We start from the raw sequence: 18,373 nt of genomic DNA on the forward strand, positions 1-18,373 counted from the left end.
CCTTCCCTAGGCTTCAGTAAGCATCGAGCCGCAGTGCTTGCACTTGACCGCCTCAGCCTTGATGTTCTCCGCGCAAAAAGGGCAGTTCTTCATGGGTGCTTCAGGCGCCTCGACCTGTCGATCCGCTTCCGATCGGTTGGCGCCAACGCAAGCCCACGCTATTGCCGCCACCCACCCGATGAGCGTCCATCCCAGGAACACATTGACCAAGGCAACTGCAGTAAAGCTGGCGTGCTTGCGGCGCCACGCTTCATAGGTGGGCAGCAGATAGAGCAATGGCGCCGCCAGAAAGAACGACAAGGAAATGAACTTGCCGAAGGCGTTGAGGCCTTCGGGCGGGATCTGTCCCATGCTCCATGCATAAAACGCCCAGAAGCCCAATAGCGCAATGCGCAGAAAAACCATGCCTCAGTCCTCGATTTGTTGAACTCGGCATGGTAACGGTGTGAAGCTAAGTTTCTGGGGCCTGCGCTTTGCCGGTCGGCCTCAAAGCTGCGGCGCTGCCTTCACCCCACCTGCTTCTGATGCACGTTGCACCACATCCAGTCTTCCCCAGGCTCGATCGACTGGATCACCGGATGGTCTTCCGCATGCGAATGCCTCGTCGCATGCCGGTTCTTCGACGAGTCGCAGCATCCCACGTGGCCGCAGTGCACGCACACGCGAAGGTGGACCCACGTGTCGCCGGTCTTCAAGCAGTCTTCGCACCCACGAAGGGTATGCGGTTGCGCGATGTCCGCGGGCACGTGGTCGCAAGGTTTGATGGGCACGAAGCAGCTCCTCTGCAGTTCATTCGGTGTGTGTATGTCGATCAGGCCGAAGTCGTGGCCTGCGACAGATGTTGATGAATCAGCGCGACCGCAGCCGCGCCTTCGCCGATCGCACCACCGACGCGCTTGACCGACCCCGAGCGCACGTCGCCCACCGCGAACACGCCCGGTACGCTGGACTCGAGCGCCGTGGCCGGCCGCGCCGGAAAGCCGCTGCTTGCCGCCGCGCCGGTCAGCACAAAGCCGTGCTTGTCCACCGACACGCCGCAGCCTTCGAGCCATGATGTCTCCGGCTCGGCGCCCACGAACAGAAAGATGTTGCGGGCAGGGCAGTCGTGTTCGTTGCCCGATGTGTGGCAGCGCCACGTCGCACCTGTCAGGCCTTCGTCCTGCCCGCCGTGCAGCCGAACCAGTTCGGTATGCGGCTGCAGCGAGATGTTGGGCGTGGCCTCGATGCGATCGATCAGGTAGCGAGACATGCTGGCCGCGAGCGACGGCCCGCGCACCAGCACGTTGACCTTGGCCGCGTGCCGCGACAGGAACACCGCCGCCTGCCCGGCAGAGTTGCCGCCGCCGACCAGCGCCACTTCCTGTTGCGCGCAGATCTTCGCTTCGATGGCCGAGGCCCAGTACCAGATGCCTCGGCCCTCGAACTCGGCCAGGCGAGGCACGCCGGGCCGGCGGTAGCGCGCGCCGCTGGCGACGACCACGGTGCGCGCGTGATGGTGCGGCCGTCGGCCAATGCAATGCGCAGGCTCTCTTGCGGGTTGTCTCGTGAGCAGTCGAGCGACGTCACCTTGGCGGGGATCAGCATCTCGACGCCGAACTTCTGTGCCTGCACGAACGCACGGCCCGCGAGCGCCTGGCCCGAGATGCCGGTCGGAAAGCCGAGGTAGTTTTCGATGCGCGCGCTGGCGCCGGCCTGTCCGCCGACGCGCGGCAGTCGAGCACGATCACGCGCAGGCCTTCGGAGGCCGCATACACCGCCGTTGCCAGTCCAGCCGGGCCGGCACCGACGACGGCCACGTCGTACAGCTCGTCGCGCTCGGCGGTGTCGACCATTCCCAGGCAACGGGCGAGCGCATCGTCGCCCGGGTTCACCAGCACGGAGCCGTCGGGACACACGGCCAGCAGCTTGCCGGCGCCGTACTGCGCGATGAGCGCGGCGGCATCGGGGTCTTCGCTGGCATCGACCAGGTGATAGGGGTAGCCGTTGCGCCGCAGGAAGTTCTCCAGCCGCGCCATGTCGGGCGACTGCGGCGGGCCGATCAACACCGGCCCGCTCGCGCCGGATTCGATCAGCGCCACGCGCCGCAAGATGAGCGCGCGCGTGATGCGCTCGCCCAGGTCGGCTTCGGCCACCAGCAGCGCGCGCAGTTGCGCGGGCGGCACGAGCAGCACCTCGACGTCTTCGTCTGCGTGGCCGTCGACCAGGGCAGGGCGGCCGCTCAGTTGGCCGACTTCGGCCAGGAATTCGCCCGGCCCCTGCCGCACGATGGGCACGACGTGGCCGAGCCCGTCGCGTTGCGTGACCGCCACGACGCCCTTGAGCAACACGAACATGCCGGGGCCGGTTTCTCCGGCGGTAAAGAGCCGTGTGCCGCGCGCAAACTGCTGCACGGTGCCGAAGCGCGCAATGCGCGCAATCTCGGTGTCACTGAGGACGGGAAAGGTCTGGTGGAGGCGGCTGCTGTCGGTGCCGCGTGCGTCGGTGGCCATGCGTGAAAAGCTCCATTTCGCGAATCCACCGCATTAGACGACGAAGTGCGCCAGCGGGGCTGTAACACCGTCATGTGTCTGCAATGCAATTGACATGCCGGCTTCATGGCAGGTGCGGAGACTCCCTCGGCAGAAAGGGTTCCCCATGAAAGAACTGCCCAACCCGACGTTTCCGCTTTCGCAGATCGGGCTGCGCGCGGCCTTGTGGCCCGCTCCCGCCGCCGGCGTGTCGACGGCGACCATCACCACGACGACCGCCGCCGCCCGCACGTCGGTGCCCCAGGCGCCCGCTGTCATTCTTCCTCCGGTCACCGAAGCCCGCCAGGGCATCACGGTGGGCTGGGCCCGCCACCTGGACGACGTGCGCGCCGCGCAGCGCCTGCGCTACGACGTGTTCGTCGGCGAAATGGGCGCCCGTGTGTCGTCGCCGCTGGCCGGCCACGACATCGACCTGTTCGACGATTTCTGCGAGCACCTGCTGGTGCGCGACGAACTGACGCAGCAAGTCATCGGCACCTACCGCGTGCTCACGCCGGCGCAGGCCCGCCGCGTCGGCAGCACCTACAGCGATACTGAATTCGACCTCACCCGCCTGCGCGACCTGCGCGAGCGCATGGTCGAGCTGGGCCGCAGCTGCGTGCACCCCGAGCACCGCCAGGGCGGGGTGATCCTCGCACTGTGGGGTGCGCTGGCCGGCTTCATGCACCGCAACAAGCTGGACACGATGATCGGCTGCGCGAGCATTCCGATGTCGCACAACGGCGTGACCAACGGCGACGCGGCCGCCAGCATCTGGCGCCAGGTGTCGGCCAGCCACATGGCGCCGATCCAGTACCAGGTGCAGCCGCGCCTGCCGCTGCCGGTCGAACGGCTCGACAGCACGCTCGACGTGGAGCCGCCCGCGCTGATCAAGGGCTACCTGCGCCTGGGCGCCAAGGTGCTGGGCGCACCGGCCTGGGATCCGGACTTCAACGCCGCCGACCTGCCGATGCTGATGCGCATCGACGACCTGCCGGCGCGCTACCGCAAGCATTTCCTGGGCGCATGAAGCCGGCGGCTGCCCCGTTGGTGAACGGGCCGCCAACCCTCGTGCCGGGGATGATGGAGCCGCACAGGGCGGATGCGGGAGCGTCACGGGAACGTCATGAAAACGTCACAAACGACGTCGACACTGTCATATTTCCGCCTACGTGTGCTCCCGTGCCTCTTGCTCCAGAATCAGTGTCCATGACACCCGCCCCCGCAGTTCCACCGCTTGAAGCCGAGTCGCCCGCCTTCGCGCTGCTGGACCGCGATCACAGCATCCTGTCATTCAACGAGCGTGTGCTCGACTGGGCTCATCGGCCCGAGGTGCCGCTGATCGAGCGGCTGCGTTACCTCTGCATCGTTTCATCCAACCTCGACGAGTTCTTCGAAGTCCGCGCCGCGCCCCACCTGATCGCAGGCAGCGCCGGCGACCACAAGGGCACCTACACGGTCGAATCGTTCGAGCGGCTGGCCGAGGCCGCACACAAGCTCGTGGCGCGCCAGTACGCGCTGTACAACGACGAGCTGATGCCGACCTTTGCCACGCACGGCATTCACATCATTTCTCACGGCGAGCGCAACCCGGCGCAGCGCAAGTGGGTCAGCGAGTATTTCGAGCGCGAGGTGCGCCCGCTGCTGATTCCGGTCGGGCTGGACCCGGCGCACCCGTTTCCGCAGGTGGCGAACAAGTCGCTCAACTTCATCGTGCGGCTGGGTGGCAAGGATGCCTTCGGGCGCGAGAACCCGATCCAGATCGTCAAGCTGCCGCGCGTGCTGCCGCGCCTGATCAAGATGCCGGCCAAGGTGTCTGACGGCAAGACGCTGTTCGTGGCACTGTCGAGCGTGGTGCGCGCGCACCTGTCGAGCATGTTCCCCGGGCGCGAGGTGGGCGATTTCTCGCAGTTCCGTGTCACGCGGCATTCCGACCTCGCGGTGGACGAGGAAGACGTCAAGAACCTGCGCACCGCGCTGCGCCAGGGGCTGCAGCATCGCCACTACGGGCAGGCCGTGCGGCTGGAAGTGTCGGCGAGCTGCGCCGAGTCGCTGGCGAGCTTTCTGCTGGCGCAGTTCAACCTGCCGCCGCAGTCGCTGTACCGCGTGCACGGGCCGGTCAACCTGGCCCGGCTCACGCAGTTGGCCGACCTGCTCGACGAACCGAAACTGCGCTTTCCGCCGTATCCCGCTTCTTACCCCGTCACGCTGTCGCCGGCGCAGTCGTTCTTCGAGCGGCTGCAGCGCGGTGACGTGCTGATCCACCAGCCCTTCGAGAGCTTCGACGGCGTGCTCGCGTTCCTGCGCGAGGCAGTACTCGACCCGCAGGTGCTGGCGATCAAGCAGACCATCTACCGCACGGGCGCCGATTCCGAGCTCATGGACCTGCTGCGCGAAGCGGTGCGCCGGGGCAAGGAAGTCACGGTGGTGGTGGAGCTGAAGGCGCGCTTCGACGAAGAGGCGAACATCAACTGGGCCGAAATGCTCGAGTCGATCGGCGCGCAGGTGGTGTACGGCGTGGTCGGCCTGAAGACCCACGCCAAGATGCTGCTGGTGACGCGCCGCGAGGGCAAGCAGCTGCGCCGCTACGGCCATCTTTCCACGGGCAACTACAACCCGCGCACGGCCCGGCTCTACACCGACATCAGCCACCTCACGGCCGATCCGATGCTCACGGCCGACATGGAGGCCGTGTTCGTCCACCTGGCCAGCCAGAGCCGCTTGCCCAAGCTCAACCGCATGTGGCTGGCGCCGTTCGACCTGCACAAGAACATCGTGGCGCAGATCGACGCGCTGGGCGTTGCCGCCGCGGCCGGCCAGCCGACGCGCATCGTCGCCAAGATGAATGCGCTGACCGACGAAGAGATCATCGGCGCGCTGATCCGCGCAGGGCAAAAGGGCGTGAAGATCGACCTGATCGTGCGCGGCGCCTGCACGCTGCCGGCGCAGGTGCCGGGGCTGACCGACAACATCCGCGTGCGCTCGGTGATCGGGCGTTTCCTCGAGCATTCGCGGGTCTTCTATTTCCGCAACGGCGAAGACGAATCGCTCTACCTGTCGAGCGCCGACTGGATGAACCGCAACATGATGCGGCGCATCGAGCTCGCCTGGCCGGTGACCGACCCGGGCCTGCGCCAGCGCCTGATCGACGAATGCCTGGTGGCGTACCTGCATGACGGGCGCGACGCCTGGGACCTGGGCGGCGACGGCATCTACACCCGGGTCGACCGTGACACGCATCCGGGCGAGGAGGGCGCGTCCCGCGTGATCGAGGCGCACGGCGCGCAAGCCGCACTCATGAACCGCTATGCATCCCGAGGGCACCTCCGGGATGCATCCAGCAACTGACGACCGAAAGACGATGACCATGGACTTGATCTTCTGGCGCCACGCCGAAGCCGAGGACTGGACGGAGGGCTGCGACGACATGCAGCGCTCCCTCACCGCACGCGGCGAGAAGCAGGCCAAGCGCATGGCGAGTTGGCTTGACCGTCAACTGCCCGACGGCACCCGCATCATCTGCAGCCCCGCGCGGCGCTGCGAGCAGACCGCCCTGGCGCTGGGCCGCAAGTACAAGGTGCGCCCGGAACTGTCGCCCGAGACCACGGCCGAGGCGCTGCTCGGCGCGGCTGGCTGGCCCAACGGCAAGTCGGTGGTGCTGATGATCGGCCACCAGCCGTCGGTGGGGCAGGCGATTTCGCTGCTGCTGGGCCTCAAGCAGGACAGCTGCCCGGTGCGCAAGGGCTCGCTGTGGTGGATCCGCACGCGCGAGCGCGACGGCGACGTGCAGACCGTCGTGGTGACGGTGCAGTCGCCGGAGCTGCTCTGAAAAACGCGCTCAGCAGCCGCTGAGCTCGACGCGCCAGCTGCTGGTCTTCTGCCAGGCCAGCACTTCTTCACGCAACAGGTGGGCCGACTGCGGATACGCCTCGGCCCAGTCCGGTGCGCAGGCGATCGTGAAGGCCCGGGCGCCCAGCGCCGCCAGGTGCAGCGCCTGCGGATCGGGGTCGCGCCGTGCGTGGCACAGAATGATCGCGAGCCGCAGCGACAGCAACTGCATCACGAAGGTCTCGTCGTCCAGTGCGGCTTCGAGCTTGCGCAGCTTGCCGCGCTGGCCCAGCACCAACTGCCCGAGCGCATGCATTTCATTCACCGCGAAGCCGGGGGCGTCGGTGTTGTCGAGAATGTAGGCGCCGTGCTTGTGATAGTCGCTGTGCGAGATCAGCGTGCCGATTTCGTGCAGTTGTGCCGCCCAGCCGAGCTTGCGCAGGGCCCGGCCGGCGCGGCTCGAGGTGCTGCCGCCGCGCGCGGCTGGCGAGAGCTCCACGAACAGCGCCGCGGCCGTGTCGCCCACGCGCTTGGCTTGCGCCGTGTCGACGGCGAAGCGGCTGGCCAGACGCGCCACCGTGGCGGTGCGCATGTCGGCCACGCTGTCGTCGCGTTCCAGCAATTCGTAGAGCACGCCATGGCGCAGCGCGCCCTGGGCGACTTTCATTTCCTGGATGCCGAGCAGGTCGAACACCGCGCGCAGCACGCTCACGCCGCCGCCGATCACGGCCTTGCGGTCTTCGCGCATGCCGTCGATGCGCAGCTTGTCGGCGCTGCCGGCCTTCAGCAGGCGGTCGAGCAGCCAGTCGAGGCCTTCGCGCGTGACAAGGCCCGCTTCGCCGCCGGCCGCGGCCAGCACGTCGCCGACCGCGCCGATGGTGCCGGAGGCGCCGTAGGCCACGTCCCATTGGTCGCGGGTGTAGGTGGCCAGGGCGTCGTCCAGCACGGCCTTGGCGGCCACTTCGGCGGCGCGGAAGGCGGTGGGGGTGAACTGGCCCTCGGCGAAGTGCTTCATCGACCAGGCAACGCTGCCGACGCGGTACGACTCCATGCGGTCGGCCTCGAGTGCGTGGCCGATGATCATTTCGGTGGAGCGCCCGCCGATGTCGATGACCAGCCGGCGTTCGCTGTCGGAGGCGTCGGTGTGCGGCAGCATGTGCGCCACGCCCTGGTAGATCAGGCGGGCTTCTTCGCGCCCGGGGATCACGTCGATGCCGAAGCCCAGGATGGTGCGCGCGCGCAGCAAGAATTCTTCGCGGTTGCGTGCCTCGCGCAGGGTTTGCGTGGCCACGGCGCGAACCTGCGAGCGCTTGAAGCCCGCCAGCCGCTCGCCGAAGCGCGCAAGCGCGTCCCAGCCGCGCTGCATGGCCTCGGTGGTGAGGTTGCGGGCGCTGTCCAGGCCGTTGCCCTGGCGCACCGTTTCCTTGAGGTACTCGGTGCGGTGAATCTGACCATGGTCGACCTGTCCGATTTCCAGCCTGAAGCTGTTCGAACCCAGATCGACCGCTGCGAGGCGGGTGCCGTTTTGCATTTTGTAGTGAAGAGGGCGGTTCTCTGATCGTAGCGCCATGACAGAACGCGCCGCCTCCCAAGTCTCGTCACAGCAAGGGGTGGAGGCTAGGCGCGGTGCATGACGATTGTGTGACAGCGTCACACAAGCCACCGTTGGATTCACGCCATTTTCCCTCGACAGAGGGGTGTCATATTGATGTCACACAAGCTTTCTAGAGTCCGTCCCAAGCCCGAAAGGGACTACTTCTTACCTCTAAAAGGAAGCCTCATGAAAACGACGTTCAAATTTGCAACCGCCGGCCTGCTGGCCGCGATGTTCACCATTCCCGCTTTCGCGCAAGACGTGACCGGCGCCGGCGCCAGCTTCCCGGCACCGCTGTACGCCAAGTGGGCTTCCGATTTCAACAAGGCCACCGGCGTCAAGATCAACTACCAGTCGGTCGGTTCGGGCGCCGGCATCAAGCAGATCGAAGCCAAGACCGTCGATTTCGGCGCTTCGGACGCTCCCCTGAAGGACGACGAACTGCAAGCCAAGGGCCTGATGCAGTTCCCCACCGTCATCGGCGGCGTGATCCCCGTGGTCAACATCCAGGGCATCAAGCCCGGCGAGCTGAAGCTCAACGGCCAGGTGCTCGGCGACATCTACCTGGGCAAGATCACCAAGTGGAACGACCCCGCCATCAAGGCCCTGAACGGCTCGCTGGCCCTGCCTGACGCCGCCATCGCCCCGGTTCGCCGCGCCGACGGTTCGGGCACCAGCTTCCTGTTCACCAACTACCTGAGCAAGGTCAACGCCGAGTGGAAGAGCAAGGTCGGCGAAGGCACGGCGGTGAACTGGCCCACCGGCGCGGGTGGCAAGGGCAACGAAGGCGTCGCCGCTTTCGTGAACCGCCTGCCCAACTCGATCGGCTACGTCGAGTACGCCTACGTCAAGCAGAACAAGATGACGTACGCACAGATGCAGAACGCCGCCGGCTCCTTCGTGTCGCCCGACGACACCGCCTTCAAGGCCGCCGCCGCCGGTGCCGAATGGAGCAAGAGCTTCTACCAGGTGCTGACCAACCAGGCCGGCAAGGATTCGTGGCCCATCACCGGCGCGACCTTCATCCTGCTGCACAAGGTGCAGGACAAGCCCGCCAACGCGACCACCGTGCTGAAGTTCTTCGACTGGGCCTACAAGAGCGGCGACAAGACGGCCGACGACCTCGACTACGTGCCGATGCCTGACGCCGTGAAGGCTTCCATCGCCAAGGCATGGGGTGATGTGAAGGACGCGTCGGGCAAGGCCGTCGCGTACAAGTAAACCCAACCATCAGTCCAGACCGGCGCGCCCATGAGCAATTCTTCGCTCGAGGACGCGCCGCTTTCGTCTTTGCCGGAGCGACCCGTGTCATCCACCTTTCCTGCCGCAGGCACCTCCCTCGACCTCGCGGCCGAGCGCGGTCGTGTCACCGCCCCTCCGCCTCCCGTCAAGGCTCCGCGTTCCGGCCCGATGGCCGACCGTCTGTTCGGTTGGGCCGCCAAGGGCGCCGCGCTGCTGACGCTCGCGATGCTCATCGGCATCCTGCTGTCGCTGATCATCGGCGCCTGGCCCGCATTTCCAAGTACGGCCTCGGCTTCCTCACGAACAGCGTGTGGGACCCGGTGAAGGACGAGTACGGCGGCCTGGTCATGATCTACGGCACGCTGGCCACCTCGGTCATCGCGCTGGTGATCGCGGTGCCGGTGAGCTTCGGCATTGCACTCTTCCTGACCGAGCTGTCGCCCAACTGGCTCAAGCGCCCGCTGGGCACGGCCATCGAGCTGCTGGCTGCGGTGCCTTCCATCGTCTACGGCATGTGGGGCCTGCTGGTGTTCGGCCCGATCCTGTCGACCTGGGTGCAGCAGCCGCTGCAGAAGCTGCTCGGCGGCATTCCGTACCTCGGCGCGCTGGTGTCCGGCCCGCCCGTGGGCATCGGCATCCTGTCGGCCGGCATCATCCTCGCGATCATGATCATTCCGTTCATCGCCTCGGTGATGCGCGACGTGTTCGAAGTGACGCCCCCGCTGCTCAAGGAATCGGCCTACGGCCTGGGTTCCACCACCTGGGAAGTCGTGTCCAAGGTCGTGCTGCCCTACACCAAGGCCGGCGTGATCGGCGGCATCATGCTCGGCCTGGGCCGGGCGCTGGGTGAAACGATGGCGGTCACGTTCGTGATCGGCAACATGAACCAGCTCAACTCCCTTTCCGTGTTCGAGGCTGCCAACAGCATCACCTCGGCGCTTGCCAATGAATTCGCCGAAGCCGGCGCCGGCCTGCACCAGGCCGCGCTGATGTACCTCGGCCTCGTGCTGTTCTTCATCACTTTCGTCGTGCTGTCGCTCTCCAAGATGCTGCTGGCCAAGATGAAGAAGAGCGAAGGAACCAAGTCGTGAGCACCGCGCAAAACCTCCTGAGCGCCAAGCGCTCGCCGAAACGCGCCAGGCCCGGTTCGCCTCGCGCAACCGCGTCAACAAGATCGCGCTGACCCTGTCGCTCGCCGCGATGGCGTTCGGCGTGTTCTGGCTCGTGTGGATCCTCTGGGAAACGCTGCGCCAGGGCATCGGCGGCCTCGCGCTCGCCACCTTCACCGAAATGACGCCGCCGCCGAACGAAGCGGGCGGTATTGCCAACGCGATCTTCGGTTCGTTCGTGATGGTGGCGCTGGCCACCTTCGTGGGCACGCCGATCGGCATCATGGCCGGCATCTACCTGGCTGAGTACAACCCCAAGGGCTGGCTCGCCTCGGTCACGCGCTTCGTCAACGACATCCTGCTGTCGGCGCCGTCGATCGTGATCGGCCTGTTCGTGTACGCCGTGGTGGTGGCCTACTTCAAGAGCTTCTCGGGCCTGGCCGGTGCGCTGGCGCTCGCGCTGATCGTGATTCCGGTGGTGATCCGCACCACCGAGAACATGCTGCAACTGGTGCCGCCGGGCCTGCGCGAAGCGGCCTACGCCCTGGGCACGCCGAAGTGGAAGGTCATTCTCAGCATCACGCTGCGCGCCGCCCGCGCCGGTGTGGTCACGGGTGTGCTGCTGGCCGTGGCGCGCATCGCCGGCGAAACCGCGCCGCTGCTCTTCACCGCGCTGAACAACCAGTTCTGGACCGCCGACGTGAGCCAGCCGATGGCCAGCCTGCCGGTCACGATCTTCAAGTTCGCCATGAGCCCGTACGAGAACTGGCAGAAGCTGGCGTGGGCCGGTGTGTTCCTGATCACCGTCGCCGTGCTTGCCCTCAACATCCTGGCGCGTGTGCTGACGCGCACCAAACATTAAGAACACAGAAGGCTCTCTCATGCCAAATACCGTCGCACAACAAACGTCGCGCTCGAAGATCTCGGTCAAGGACCTGAACTTTTATTACGGCAAGTTCCACGCGCTCAAGGGCATCAACCTCGAGATCCCCGAGAACAAGGTCACGGCCTTCATCGGCCCGTCGGGCTGCGGCAAGTCGACCCTGCTGCGCACCTTCAACCGCATGTTCGAGCTCTATCCCGAGCAGCGCGCCGAGGGCACCATTGCCCTGGACGGCGAGAACCTGCTCACGTCCAAGCAGGACGTGGCGCTCATTCGCGCCAAGGTCGGCATGGTGTTCCAGAAGCCCACGCCGTTCCCGATGTCGATCTACGACAACATCGCCTTCGGCGTGAAGCTGTTCGAGAATCTCTCGGCCAGCGAAATGGACGACCGCGTCGAGTGGGCCCTGAAGAAGGCGGCCCTGTGGACCGAAGTGCGCGACAAGCTGCAGCAAAGCGGCTCGGGCCTCTCGGGCGGCCAGCAGCAGCGCTTGTGCATTGCACGCGGCATCGCCATCAAGCCCGAAGTGCTGCTGCTGGACGAACCCTGCTCGGCGCTGGACCCGATCTCGACCGCGAAGATCGAAGAACTGATCGCCGAACTGAAGAACGAATACACGGTGGTCATCGTGACGCATAACATGCAGCAGGCCGCCCGCTGCAGCGACTACACCGCCTACATGTACCTCGGCGACCTGATCGAGTTCGGTGCCACCGAACAGATGTTCTTCAAGCCGCAGCGCAAGGAGACCGAGGACTACATCACCGGCCGCTTCGGTTGAAGTCAAAGGAGACAACATGACCGAGAAACACCTTTCCAGCCAGTTCGACAGCGAACTCAACGGCGTCTCGTCGCGCGTGATGGAGCTCGGCGGCATGGTCGAGTCGCAGATTCACCAGGCCGTGTACGCGCTGCTTCAGTTCGACACCGAAGCCGCCGACCGCGTGATGGAGACCGAGCACCGCGTCAATGCGATGGAAATCGACATCGACCGCGAGCTGTCTTCGATCATTGCGCGCCGCCAGCCCACGGCCCGCGACCTGCGCCTGCTGATCGCCATCAGCAAGACCACCGCCAACCTGGAGCGCGTGGGCGACGAGGCCAACAAGATCGCGCGCATGGTCAAGTCGATCATCGAGAGCGGGGCGGCCCGCCAGCTGCCGACGACCGAGCTGCGCATCGCGGCCGACCTGGCCTCGGGCCTGCTGCGCACCGCGCTGGACGCCTTTGCGCGGCTGGACACGGCCGCGGCGCTGTCGATCCTGAAGGACGACGACCTGATCGACCGCGAGTTCGACGGTTTCGTGCGCAAGCTGGTCACCTACATGATGGAAGACCCGCGCACGATTTCCGCCAGCCTCGACCTGCTGTTCCTGGCCAAGGCCATCGAACGTATCGGCGACCACGCGAAGAACATCGCCGAATTCATCATCTACATCGTCAAGGGTGCCGATGTGCGGCACACTTCGATGCAAGAAATCGAGTCCGCGCTGCAGTGACAACGGCGGCAAGACTCCCAAGAAAGCAATGAAGAAACCCCGAGTCCTGATCGTCGAAGACGAGTCCTCGATCGCCGAGCTGATCGCCGTCAACCTGCGCCATAACGGCTTCGAGCCGATCTGGTCGGAAGATGGCGCCGCGGCCCAGCGCGAGATCGACGCCTTCCTGCCGGATCTGATCCTGCTCGACTGGATGCTGCCCGGCCAGAGCGGCCTGCAGCTCGCGCGCCAGTGGCGCAAGGACCCGCGCACCAAGGCCATCCCGATCCTGATGCTGACCGCGCGCGGCGACGAACCCGACAAGGTGGCCGGCCTGGACGCCGGCGCGACGACTACATCACCAAGCCCTTCTCGACCCAGGAAATGCTGGCCCGCATCCGTGCGGTGCTGCGCCGCCGGGCGCCGGAAGTGGTGACGGAGCGCGTGGAAATCGGCGAGCTTGCGCTCGACACCTCCACCCACCGCGTGACGTGGCAGGGTGGCGCGCTGAAGGTCGGCCCGACCGAGTTCAAGCTGCTGGCCTACCTGATGCAGCACGCCGAACGCGTGCACAGCCGGGCGCAGCTGCTCGACAAGGTGTGGGGCGACCACGTCTACATCGAGGAACGCACGGTCGACGTGCACGTCAAGCGCCTGCGCGAGTCGCTGGGCGCCGCCGCGCCGATGGTGGAAACCGTCCGCGGAGCGGGCTACCGCCTCACGGCCCAAGTCACGGTTTGAACGCCGTGGTCTCCTTTGGGCGCGGGCGCGGATAATCGCCCGCCATGCCTTTTCGCATTGCTACATTTTTAATAGCGTCCCTCGTCATTGGCGGGGGCGCCGTGGCGGCATTCGGCTGGAAATTCGGCTGGCTGGGCGCGTGGCTGGGCTCGGTGCTCTGGCTGGTGCTCGACGCTTGGCGCGCGCAGCGGCTGCTGCAGGTGCTGCGCAACGATGCAACCGGCCTGCCGTCGCGCGGGCCGGGCGTGTGGGGCGAGCTATCGGAGCGCATCCGCAAGCTGCTGCGCGACCGCGAGCAGCAGACCCGGCAGGCCGAAGACCGGCTGCAGGAATTTCTGGCGGCCATCCAGGCTTCGCCCAACGGCGTGGTGCTGCTCGACGAGCAGGGCCGCATCGAGTGGTGCAACCAGACGGCCGCCAGCCAGTTCGGCATCGACGCCGAGCGCGACCTGGCGCAGCACCTGGCCAACCTCGTGCGCGACCCGGCCTTCGTGGCCTACCTGGCCTCGTGGAACTACAGCCGTGACGTCGTCATCGACGCCTTCGGGCCCAATCACGCGCACCAGCGCAGCCACCTCGTGCGGCTGTCGGTGCAGGTGCATCCCTACGCCGGCAACCGCCGCATGCTGCTGACGCGCGACATCACGGCGCTGGAGCAGGCCGAGGCCATGCGCCGCGACTTCGTGGCGAACGTGTCGCACGAGATCCGCACGCCGCTCACGGTGCTGGCGGGTTTCGTCGAGACGCTGCAGAACCTGCCGCTCGACGCGGACGAGCGCACGCGCTACCTGTCGTTGATGGGGCAGCAGTCGCACCGCATGGAAACGCTGGTGAACGACCTGCTGACGCTGTCGCGGCTGGAAGGCAGCGCGGCGCCATCGGGCAACCAGTGGATCCGCATCCGGGCCTTGCTCGCGCATTGCGAGGACGAGGGCCGTGGGCTGTCGGGCCGGCTGGCGCCGCTGGGCCATCGCCTGTCGTTCACCATCGACGGGGAGTCCGAAGTGTCGGGCGCGCCGACCGAGCTGCAAAGCGCGATGTCGAACCTGTTGAGCAACGCGATCCGCTACACGCCGGGCGGCGGCGAAGTGGCCGTGAGCTGGCGGGTGCTGCCTGACGGGCGCGGCGAATACGCCGTGAAAGACACTGGCCCCGGCATTGCGGCCGAACACATTCCGCGTTTGACAGAGCGCTTCTATCGCATCGACCGCAGCCGCTCGCGCGAAACCGGCGGCACGGGGCTGGGGCTGGCCATCGTGAAGCACATCGCGCAACGCCACGGTGCCGAACTGCGCATTGAAAGCACCGTCGGCAAGGGCTCGCGTTTCGCGCTGGTGTTCCCGGCGGCGCGCGTGCGGGAAGCGCGCCTGCTGGTCAAGCAGTAAGCGGGGCGCAGCTTCTTCAGGCTGCGCGCTTCTTCATCGTCCAGCGCAGCAGGCTGATGAAGAACAGGGCCGTCAACGCGAGCGCGCCGGCGCTCATCATCCAGAACGCCAGCGGCGATTGCATCGCCTCCCACGGCCCCAGGCCGTGGTACGCGAGCATGTAGCTGCCGCCGAGGCCGAGCCCCAGAGCATCGTGCAGTAGATGACCAGCGGCGCCAGCGTGACGCGGTAGCAGCGCAGCACGAACACGCACAGCGTTTGCGTGGCGTCGGCCAGGTGGAAGGCCGCCACAGCCAGCATCAGCGCCGCCGCGAGCCCGATGACGGCGGGGTTGTCCGAGTACACGGCCGCCAACTGGTGGCGCAGCGTGACCAGCGCGGTCGAGAAGAGCAGGGCGCACAGCACGGTCTGCTCGAACCCCAGGCGGCATGCGTGGCGCGCCTTGGCGGCATCGCCCGCGCCGAGCCAGAAGCTCACGCGTGCGCTGGTCGCGATCGAGAGCGACAGCGGCACCATGTAGGCGACGGCCATCAGGTTCGCGGCGATCTGGTGCGCGGCGGCGGCGGCCGTGCCCAGGCGCGCGATGAACAGCGCCATCAGCGTGAACGAGGTCACTTCGACCAGCACCGCGAGGCCGCCCGGCACGCCCAGCCGCGCGAACTGGCGGATCTGGCGCCAGTCGGGCTTTTCGATGCGCTCCCACAGCCGGTAGCCGCGATAGAAAGGGCTGCTGCGCAGCAGCCAGACCGCGCAGGCGAGCATCGCCCAGTTCACGCACAGCGTGGCCCAGCCGCAGCCCACCAAGCCCATTGCCGGCAGGCCCGCGCCGCCGAAGGTGAACCAGATCGAGAGCGGCAGTTTCACGAACAGCGAGCCCAGCTGCAGCCAGGTCACGAGCTGGGGTTTGCCGAGGCTCTGGTTGAGCGTGCTGAACAGTCGGAACAGCAGCGACGGCGCCAGCGCGAAGGCCAGCACGTTCAGGTACGTTTCCACCTCGCCGCGCATGTCCGCCGGCACCTGCGTGAAGCGCAGCACGGCGCCGGGCGACAGCAGCGCCGCCATGCCGACCACGATGGCGATGGCGGCGAGGTACAGCGATTGCCGCACCGAGCGGCCGACCTCGCTGCTGCGTCCGCCGCCATGCAGCTCGGCCCAGACCGGCAACAGCGCCTGCAGCACGCCCATCAGCGAAACGTAGACGCTGATGAAGATCGCCGCGCCGACCGACAGCGCGGCCAGCGCACCTTCGGAGTAGCGGCCGGCAATGATGGTGTCGGTCACGCCGAAGGCCATCACGGCCAGTTGGCCGACCAGCACGGTGCCGGCGTGGCGCGCGATCAGGCCTCTTTCGCCGCTCACTGCACTCACTGCGGCGTGATCTTCTGGTAGAGCAGCAAGTCGTCGGCCGGACTGCTGGGGCGGCGCAGCGTGCCGCTGAAGCGCCATTGATCGAAGGGGATGATCGTGTGCAGGCGCTCGATGGTCTCGGGGCTCACGAGCAGCCAGGGGCAGTTGGTGCCCAGCAGCAGCGGCTGCAGGTTGAGCTGGCCGTGGTAGCGCAGGGCCGCGATGTGCGCCCGGCTCAGCGCGAGCTCGGCCACGCAGCTCGGCTGCCCGACGCGCTCGGTCACCGCATGCACCTGCGGCACGTAGCTGCGCGCGTAGTCGATGGGGGGCAGCCACAGCGTCATCAGCAGCATCCAGCACAGCGCGGTGCCGCCGGCCGGCAGCACCAGCGTCTTCCAGAGCGCGGCGCGGTGCCGCCCCGTGCGCCAGCGCACCAGCCAGCACCAGGCAATGGTCGCAGCCGCCGCCAGCACCACGGCGATGGGCGAGAACTCGGGCACGAAGCCGGGCACCAGTCGGGTGACGCTGGCCGCGGGCTTGGGCGGCACGCCGGTCTGCATGGCGATCCAGTAGATCCAGCCCAGCAGCGCCAGGCCGCTGAAGAAGAGCACGTTGAACCAGTCGACCAGCGCGGCCGCGCTGCGGCGGAAGGTCGGCAGCGCGAAGGCCGCGAGCGTGGCGAAGGCGGGCAGCGCCAGCATCAGCGAGCGGTCGGAGAAGTCGGTGGTCCAGGTGGCGGCCAGCGGCACCAGCGCGAACCAGAACGGCAGCGCCACATGGCGCGCGTTGAGCTGCCGGCGCCAGCGCCAGAGCGTCCAGATGGCGAGCGGCCAGACCGGCCAGGTGAACCACAACAGCAGCTTGGCCTGGCCGCGCACGTCGCTGAACAGCGAGCCGTAGCTCAGCGTGAGCTTCCATTGCGCCAAGCGCAGCGAGAACACCAGCACGGCAGCCAGCACCGTGACGCCGGCCATCGTGGCAAGGGCGCCGAGGGTGTAGCCCGGGCCGTCGTCGTCGCTCTCGGTGGCCGACCTGGCCGCGCGGCGCCGTTCGTAGGCGATGTACAGCGTGCTCCCGATGGCCAGCGCCAGGCCGACCGTGGGGGCGCCGCTCAGCGTGATGCCCAGGGTGCCGACGAACAGCGCCAGCACCGGGCCGGCGCGGCGATACGGCAGCGCGGCCACGCCGTAGAACAGGTACGAGGCAAAGAAAAGCTGGGCCAGCGCGGGCGTGGTTTCATGACCGAGCTGGGCCAGGCCGAGGCAGGCGATGAGCGCCAGCAGGCCGCCGTCGGCAATGGCGCGCGCGTAATCGGTCGGACGGGCTTCGCCGCCGAAGGCAAAGGCCACGGGCTGGGCGCGCGCGGTGCGGGCCAGGTAGTACACGGCGTACCAGGTGGCCGTGAAGGTGCCCCAGAGCAGGAAGGCGAATGCAATGCGCACGGCCAGGTCGGGGTTCAGCCACGAGGGCGCAATCTTGATCGCCCAGGCGCCGATCCAGTAGGGCACCAGCGCCAGCGTTTCGGGGCGCAGGCCCAGCAGCATCGGGTCGAACCAGCGAGCGATGCCTTCGGTGGTGCGCGCCAGCTCGGACATGTAGCCGAAGGCGGTGATGTCGGCGCTCTTCCACGGCCCCCGGCCGACCAGGCCCGGCAGCAGGTAGGCCGCGCACAGCAACAGCAGCGCGACGCGCGGCAGCCGGCGCACGGCGCTCTGGGCAACGATCGCGGGAGTGGGTTGGTTCAAGAGGCGGAAAGCTGGTTTCGGAAAGAAAAAGGGCAGCGCGGTAAACCGGGCTGCCCTCGACGCAAAAGCGCGTGCCTTACTTCGAGGCGGCGCCGGTGGTCTTGCCGAAGCGGTTGCGGAACTTCTCGACGCGACCGCCCATGTTGTCGACCGACTTCTGGGTGCCGGTGTAGAACGGGTGCGATTCGCTCGTGGTATCGAGCTTGAACAGGGGTAGTTCACGACCGTCGTCGGTCTTGCCCATTTCCTTGGTGTTCGCGCACGAACGGGTCACGAACTTGAAGCCGTTCGACATGTCGACGAACAGAATTTCGCGGTAATTGGGGTGGATGCCTTCTTTTGCCATGGTCTTTCCTTTTGCGCTGTTGGAATCAATGCGCGGTCGATGCGAGAGCCACCAGCCTGCCAGTCATCGGTGTCGTGTCTGGCGTGCTGCCCCAGGGGAGCCTGGGAAGCCGGGCGACGCTGCCCAGCCGCACTTTTCGCGGAGCCCTCGATTATCGCATACTGCCCC

The 18,373-nt window shown here is 67.0% G+C and carries 12 protein-coding genes and 5 pseudogenes; 10 read left to right on the plus strand and 7 right to left on the minus strand.

Annotated elements, in window-relative coordinates; all coding sequences use genetic code 11:
* Positions 1-6: 6 nt before the first annotated feature.
* The 3 genes and pseudogenes from BMG07_RS06880 to BMG07_RS06890 all read right to left on the minus strand — a co-directional run bounded on the left by BMG07_RS06880 (position 7) and on the right by BMG07_RS06890 (position 2,489).
* Complete coding sequence (locus BMG07_RS06880) at positions 7-405, minus strand: superinfection immunity protein (protein ID WP_198083935.1); 399 nt, start codon at positions 403-405, stop codon at positions 7-9.
* A 101-nt stretch (positions 406-506) separates the two neighbouring features.
* On the minus strand, positions 507-770 hold the full coding sequence (locus BMG07_RS06885) for a UBP-type zinc finger domain-containing protein (protein WP_198083936.1): 264 nt from the start codon (positions 768-770) through the stop codon (positions 507-509).
* Positions 771-811: 41 nt separating this feature from the next.
* Positions 812-2,489, minus strand: a pseudogene (locus BMG07_RS06890) (FAD-dependent oxidoreductase).
* A gap of 145 nt (positions 2,490-2,634) precedes the next feature.
* On the opposite strand from BMG07_RS06890, the gene BMG07_RS06895 reads away from it, so the two are divergent.
* From BMG07_RS06895 to BMG07_RS06905, 3 genes are read left to right on the plus strand one after another with little or no spacing between them, the layout of a single operon-like run.
* Positions 2,635-3,537 carry a GNAT family N-acetyltransferase gene (locus tag BMG07_RS06895; RefSeq protein ID WP_198083937.1) on the plus strand — a complete coding sequence of 301 codons (903 nt, stop codon included), beginning with the start codon at positions 2,635-2,637 and terminating at the stop codon, positions 3,535-3,537.
* Positions 3,534-5,855, plus strand: coding sequence for a polyphosphate kinase 1 (gene ppk1, locus BMG07_RS06900; RefSeq protein WP_374221244.1), 2,322 nt, complete (start codon positions 3,534-3,536; stop codon positions 5,853-5,855). The genes BMG07_RS06895 and ppk1 overlap by 4 nt, the downstream gene beginning before the upstream one ends.
* 19 nt (positions 5,856-5,874) lie before the next feature.
* Positions 5,875-6,336, plus strand: coding sequence for a histidine phosphatase family protein (locus tag BMG07_RS06905; protein WP_198083998.1), 462 nt, complete (start codon positions 5,875-5,877; stop codon positions 6,334-6,336).
* 9 nt (positions 6,337-6,345) lie between these two features.
* On the opposite strand, the gene BMG07_RS06910 is transcribed toward BMG07_RS06905, so the two are convergent.
* On the minus strand, positions 6,346-7,866 hold the full coding sequence (locus BMG07_RS06910; RefSeq protein WP_198083939.1) for a Ppx/GppA phosphatase family protein: 1,521 nt from the start codon (positions 7,864-7,866) through the stop codon (positions 6,346-6,348).
* A 249-nt stretch (positions 7,867-8,115) separates the two neighbouring features.
* Between BMG07_RS06910 and pstS the strand changes: the two genes are divergently transcribed.
* From pstS to phoR, 7 genes and pseudogenes are all read left to right on the plus strand, one after another.
* Complete coding sequence (gene pstS, locus BMG07_RS06915) at positions 8,116-9,150, plus strand: phosphate ABC transporter substrate-binding protein PstS (RefSeq protein WP_198083940.1); 1,035 nt, start codon at positions 8,116-8,118, stop codon at positions 9,148-9,150.
* A 30-nt stretch (positions 9,151-9,180) separates the two neighbouring features.
* Positions 9,181-10,262: pseudogene (gene pstC, locus BMG07_RS06920) on the plus strand (phosphate ABC transporter permease subunit PstC).
* Positions 10,259-11,142, plus strand: a pseudogene (gene pstA, locus BMG07_RS06925) (phosphate ABC transporter permease PstA). The pseudogenes pstC and pstA overlap by 4 nt, the downstream one beginning before the upstream one ends.
* Positions 11,143-11,161: 19 nt before the next feature.
* Positions 11,162-11,944 (plus strand): phosphate ABC transporter ATP-binding protein PstB, encoded by a 783-nt coding sequence (gene pstB / locus BMG07_RS06930; protein WP_198083941.1) that lies wholly within the window; start codon positions 11,162-11,164, stop codon positions 11,942-11,944.
* A gap of 16 nt (positions 11,945-11,960) precedes the next feature.
* A complete protein-coding gene (gene phoU, locus BMG07_RS06935; protein ID WP_198083942.1) occupies positions 11,961-12,662 on the plus strand; it encodes a phosphate signaling complex protein PhoU in 702 nt (233 codons plus the stop codon).
* A 28-nt stretch (positions 12,663-12,690) separates the two neighbouring features.
* Positions 12,691-13,382 (plus strand): annotated as a pseudogene (phoB, locus tag BMG07_RS06940) (phosphate regulon transcriptional regulator PhoB).
* Positions 13,383-13,426: 44 nt separating this feature from the next.
* A complete protein-coding gene (phoR, locus tag BMG07_RS06945; RefSeq protein ID WP_198083943.1) occupies positions 13,427-14,767 on the plus strand; it encodes a phosphate regulon sensor histidine kinase PhoR in 1,341 nt (446 codons plus the stop codon).
* A 16-nt stretch (positions 14,768-14,783) separates the two neighbouring features.
* Here phoR and BMG07_RS06950 read toward each other — a convergent pair.
* From BMG07_RS06950 to BMG07_RS06960, 3 genes and pseudogenes are all read right to left on the minus strand, one after another.
* Positions 14,784-16,126: pseudogene (locus BMG07_RS06950) on the minus strand (MATE family efflux transporter).
* Positions 16,127-16,131: 5 nt separating this feature from the next.
* Positions 16,132-17,859 carry a hypothetical protein gene (locus BMG07_RS06955; RefSeq protein ID WP_198083944.1) on the minus strand — a complete coding sequence of 576 codons (1,728 nt, stop codon included), beginning with the start codon at positions 17,857-17,859 and terminating at the stop codon, positions 16,132-16,134.
* 76 nt (positions 17,860-17,935) lie between these two features.
* Entirely contained in the window at positions 17,936-18,205 is a 270-nt protein-coding gene (locus tag BMG07_RS06960) for a type B 50S ribosomal protein L31 (RefSeq protein ID WP_007836661.1), read from the minus strand.
* Between the last annotated feature and the right edge of the window lie 168 nt (positions 18,206-18,373).

It is taken from the genome of Variovorax sp. E3, from assembly GCF_016082275.1.
Classification (GTDB): domain Bacteria; phylum Pseudomonadota; class Gammaproteobacteria; order Burkholderiales; family Burkholderiaceae_C; genus Variovorax.

Bases quoted from the DNA above. Each gene is read 5' to 3' on its own strand.
- phoU (WP_198083942.1), top strand. From the start codon at position 11,961: ATGACCGAGAAACACCTTTCCAGCCAGTTCGACAGCGAACTCAACGGC.
- phoR (WP_198083943.1), top strand. From the start codon at position 13,427: ATGCCTTTTCGCATTGCTACATTTTTAATAGCGTCCCTCGTCATTGGC.
- pstB (WP_198083941.1), top strand. From the start codon at position 11,162: ATGCCAAATACCGTCGCACAACAAACGTCGCGCTCGAAGATCTCGGTC.
- ppk1 (WP_374221244.1), top strand. From the start codon at position 3,534: ATGAAGCCGGCGGCTGCCCCGTTGGTGAACGGGCCGCCAACCCTCGTG.
- BMG07_RS06905 (WP_198083998.1), top strand. From the start codon at position 5,875: ATGGACTTGATCTTCTGGCGCCACGCCGAAGCCGAGGACTGGACGGAG.
- BMG07_RS06910 (WP_198083939.1), bottom strand. From the start codon at position 7,866: ATGCAAAACGGCACCCGCCTCGCAGCGGTCGATCTGGGTTCGAACAGC.
- pstS (WP_198083940.1), top strand. From the start codon at position 8,116: ATGAAAACGACGTTCAAATTTGCAACCGCCGGCCTGCTGGCCGCGATG.
- BMG07_RS06895 (WP_198083937.1), top strand. From the start codon at position 2,635: ATGAAAGAACTGCCCAACCCGACGTTTCCGCTTTCGCAGATCGGGCTG.
- BMG07_RS06880 (WP_198083935.1), bottom strand. From the start codon at position 405: ATGGTTTTTCTGCGCATTGCGCTATTGGGCTTCTGGGCGTTTTATGCA.
- BMG07_RS06960 (WP_007836661.1), bottom strand. From the start codon at position 18,205: ATGGCAAAAGAAGGCATCCACCCCAATTACCGCGAAATTCTGTTCGTC.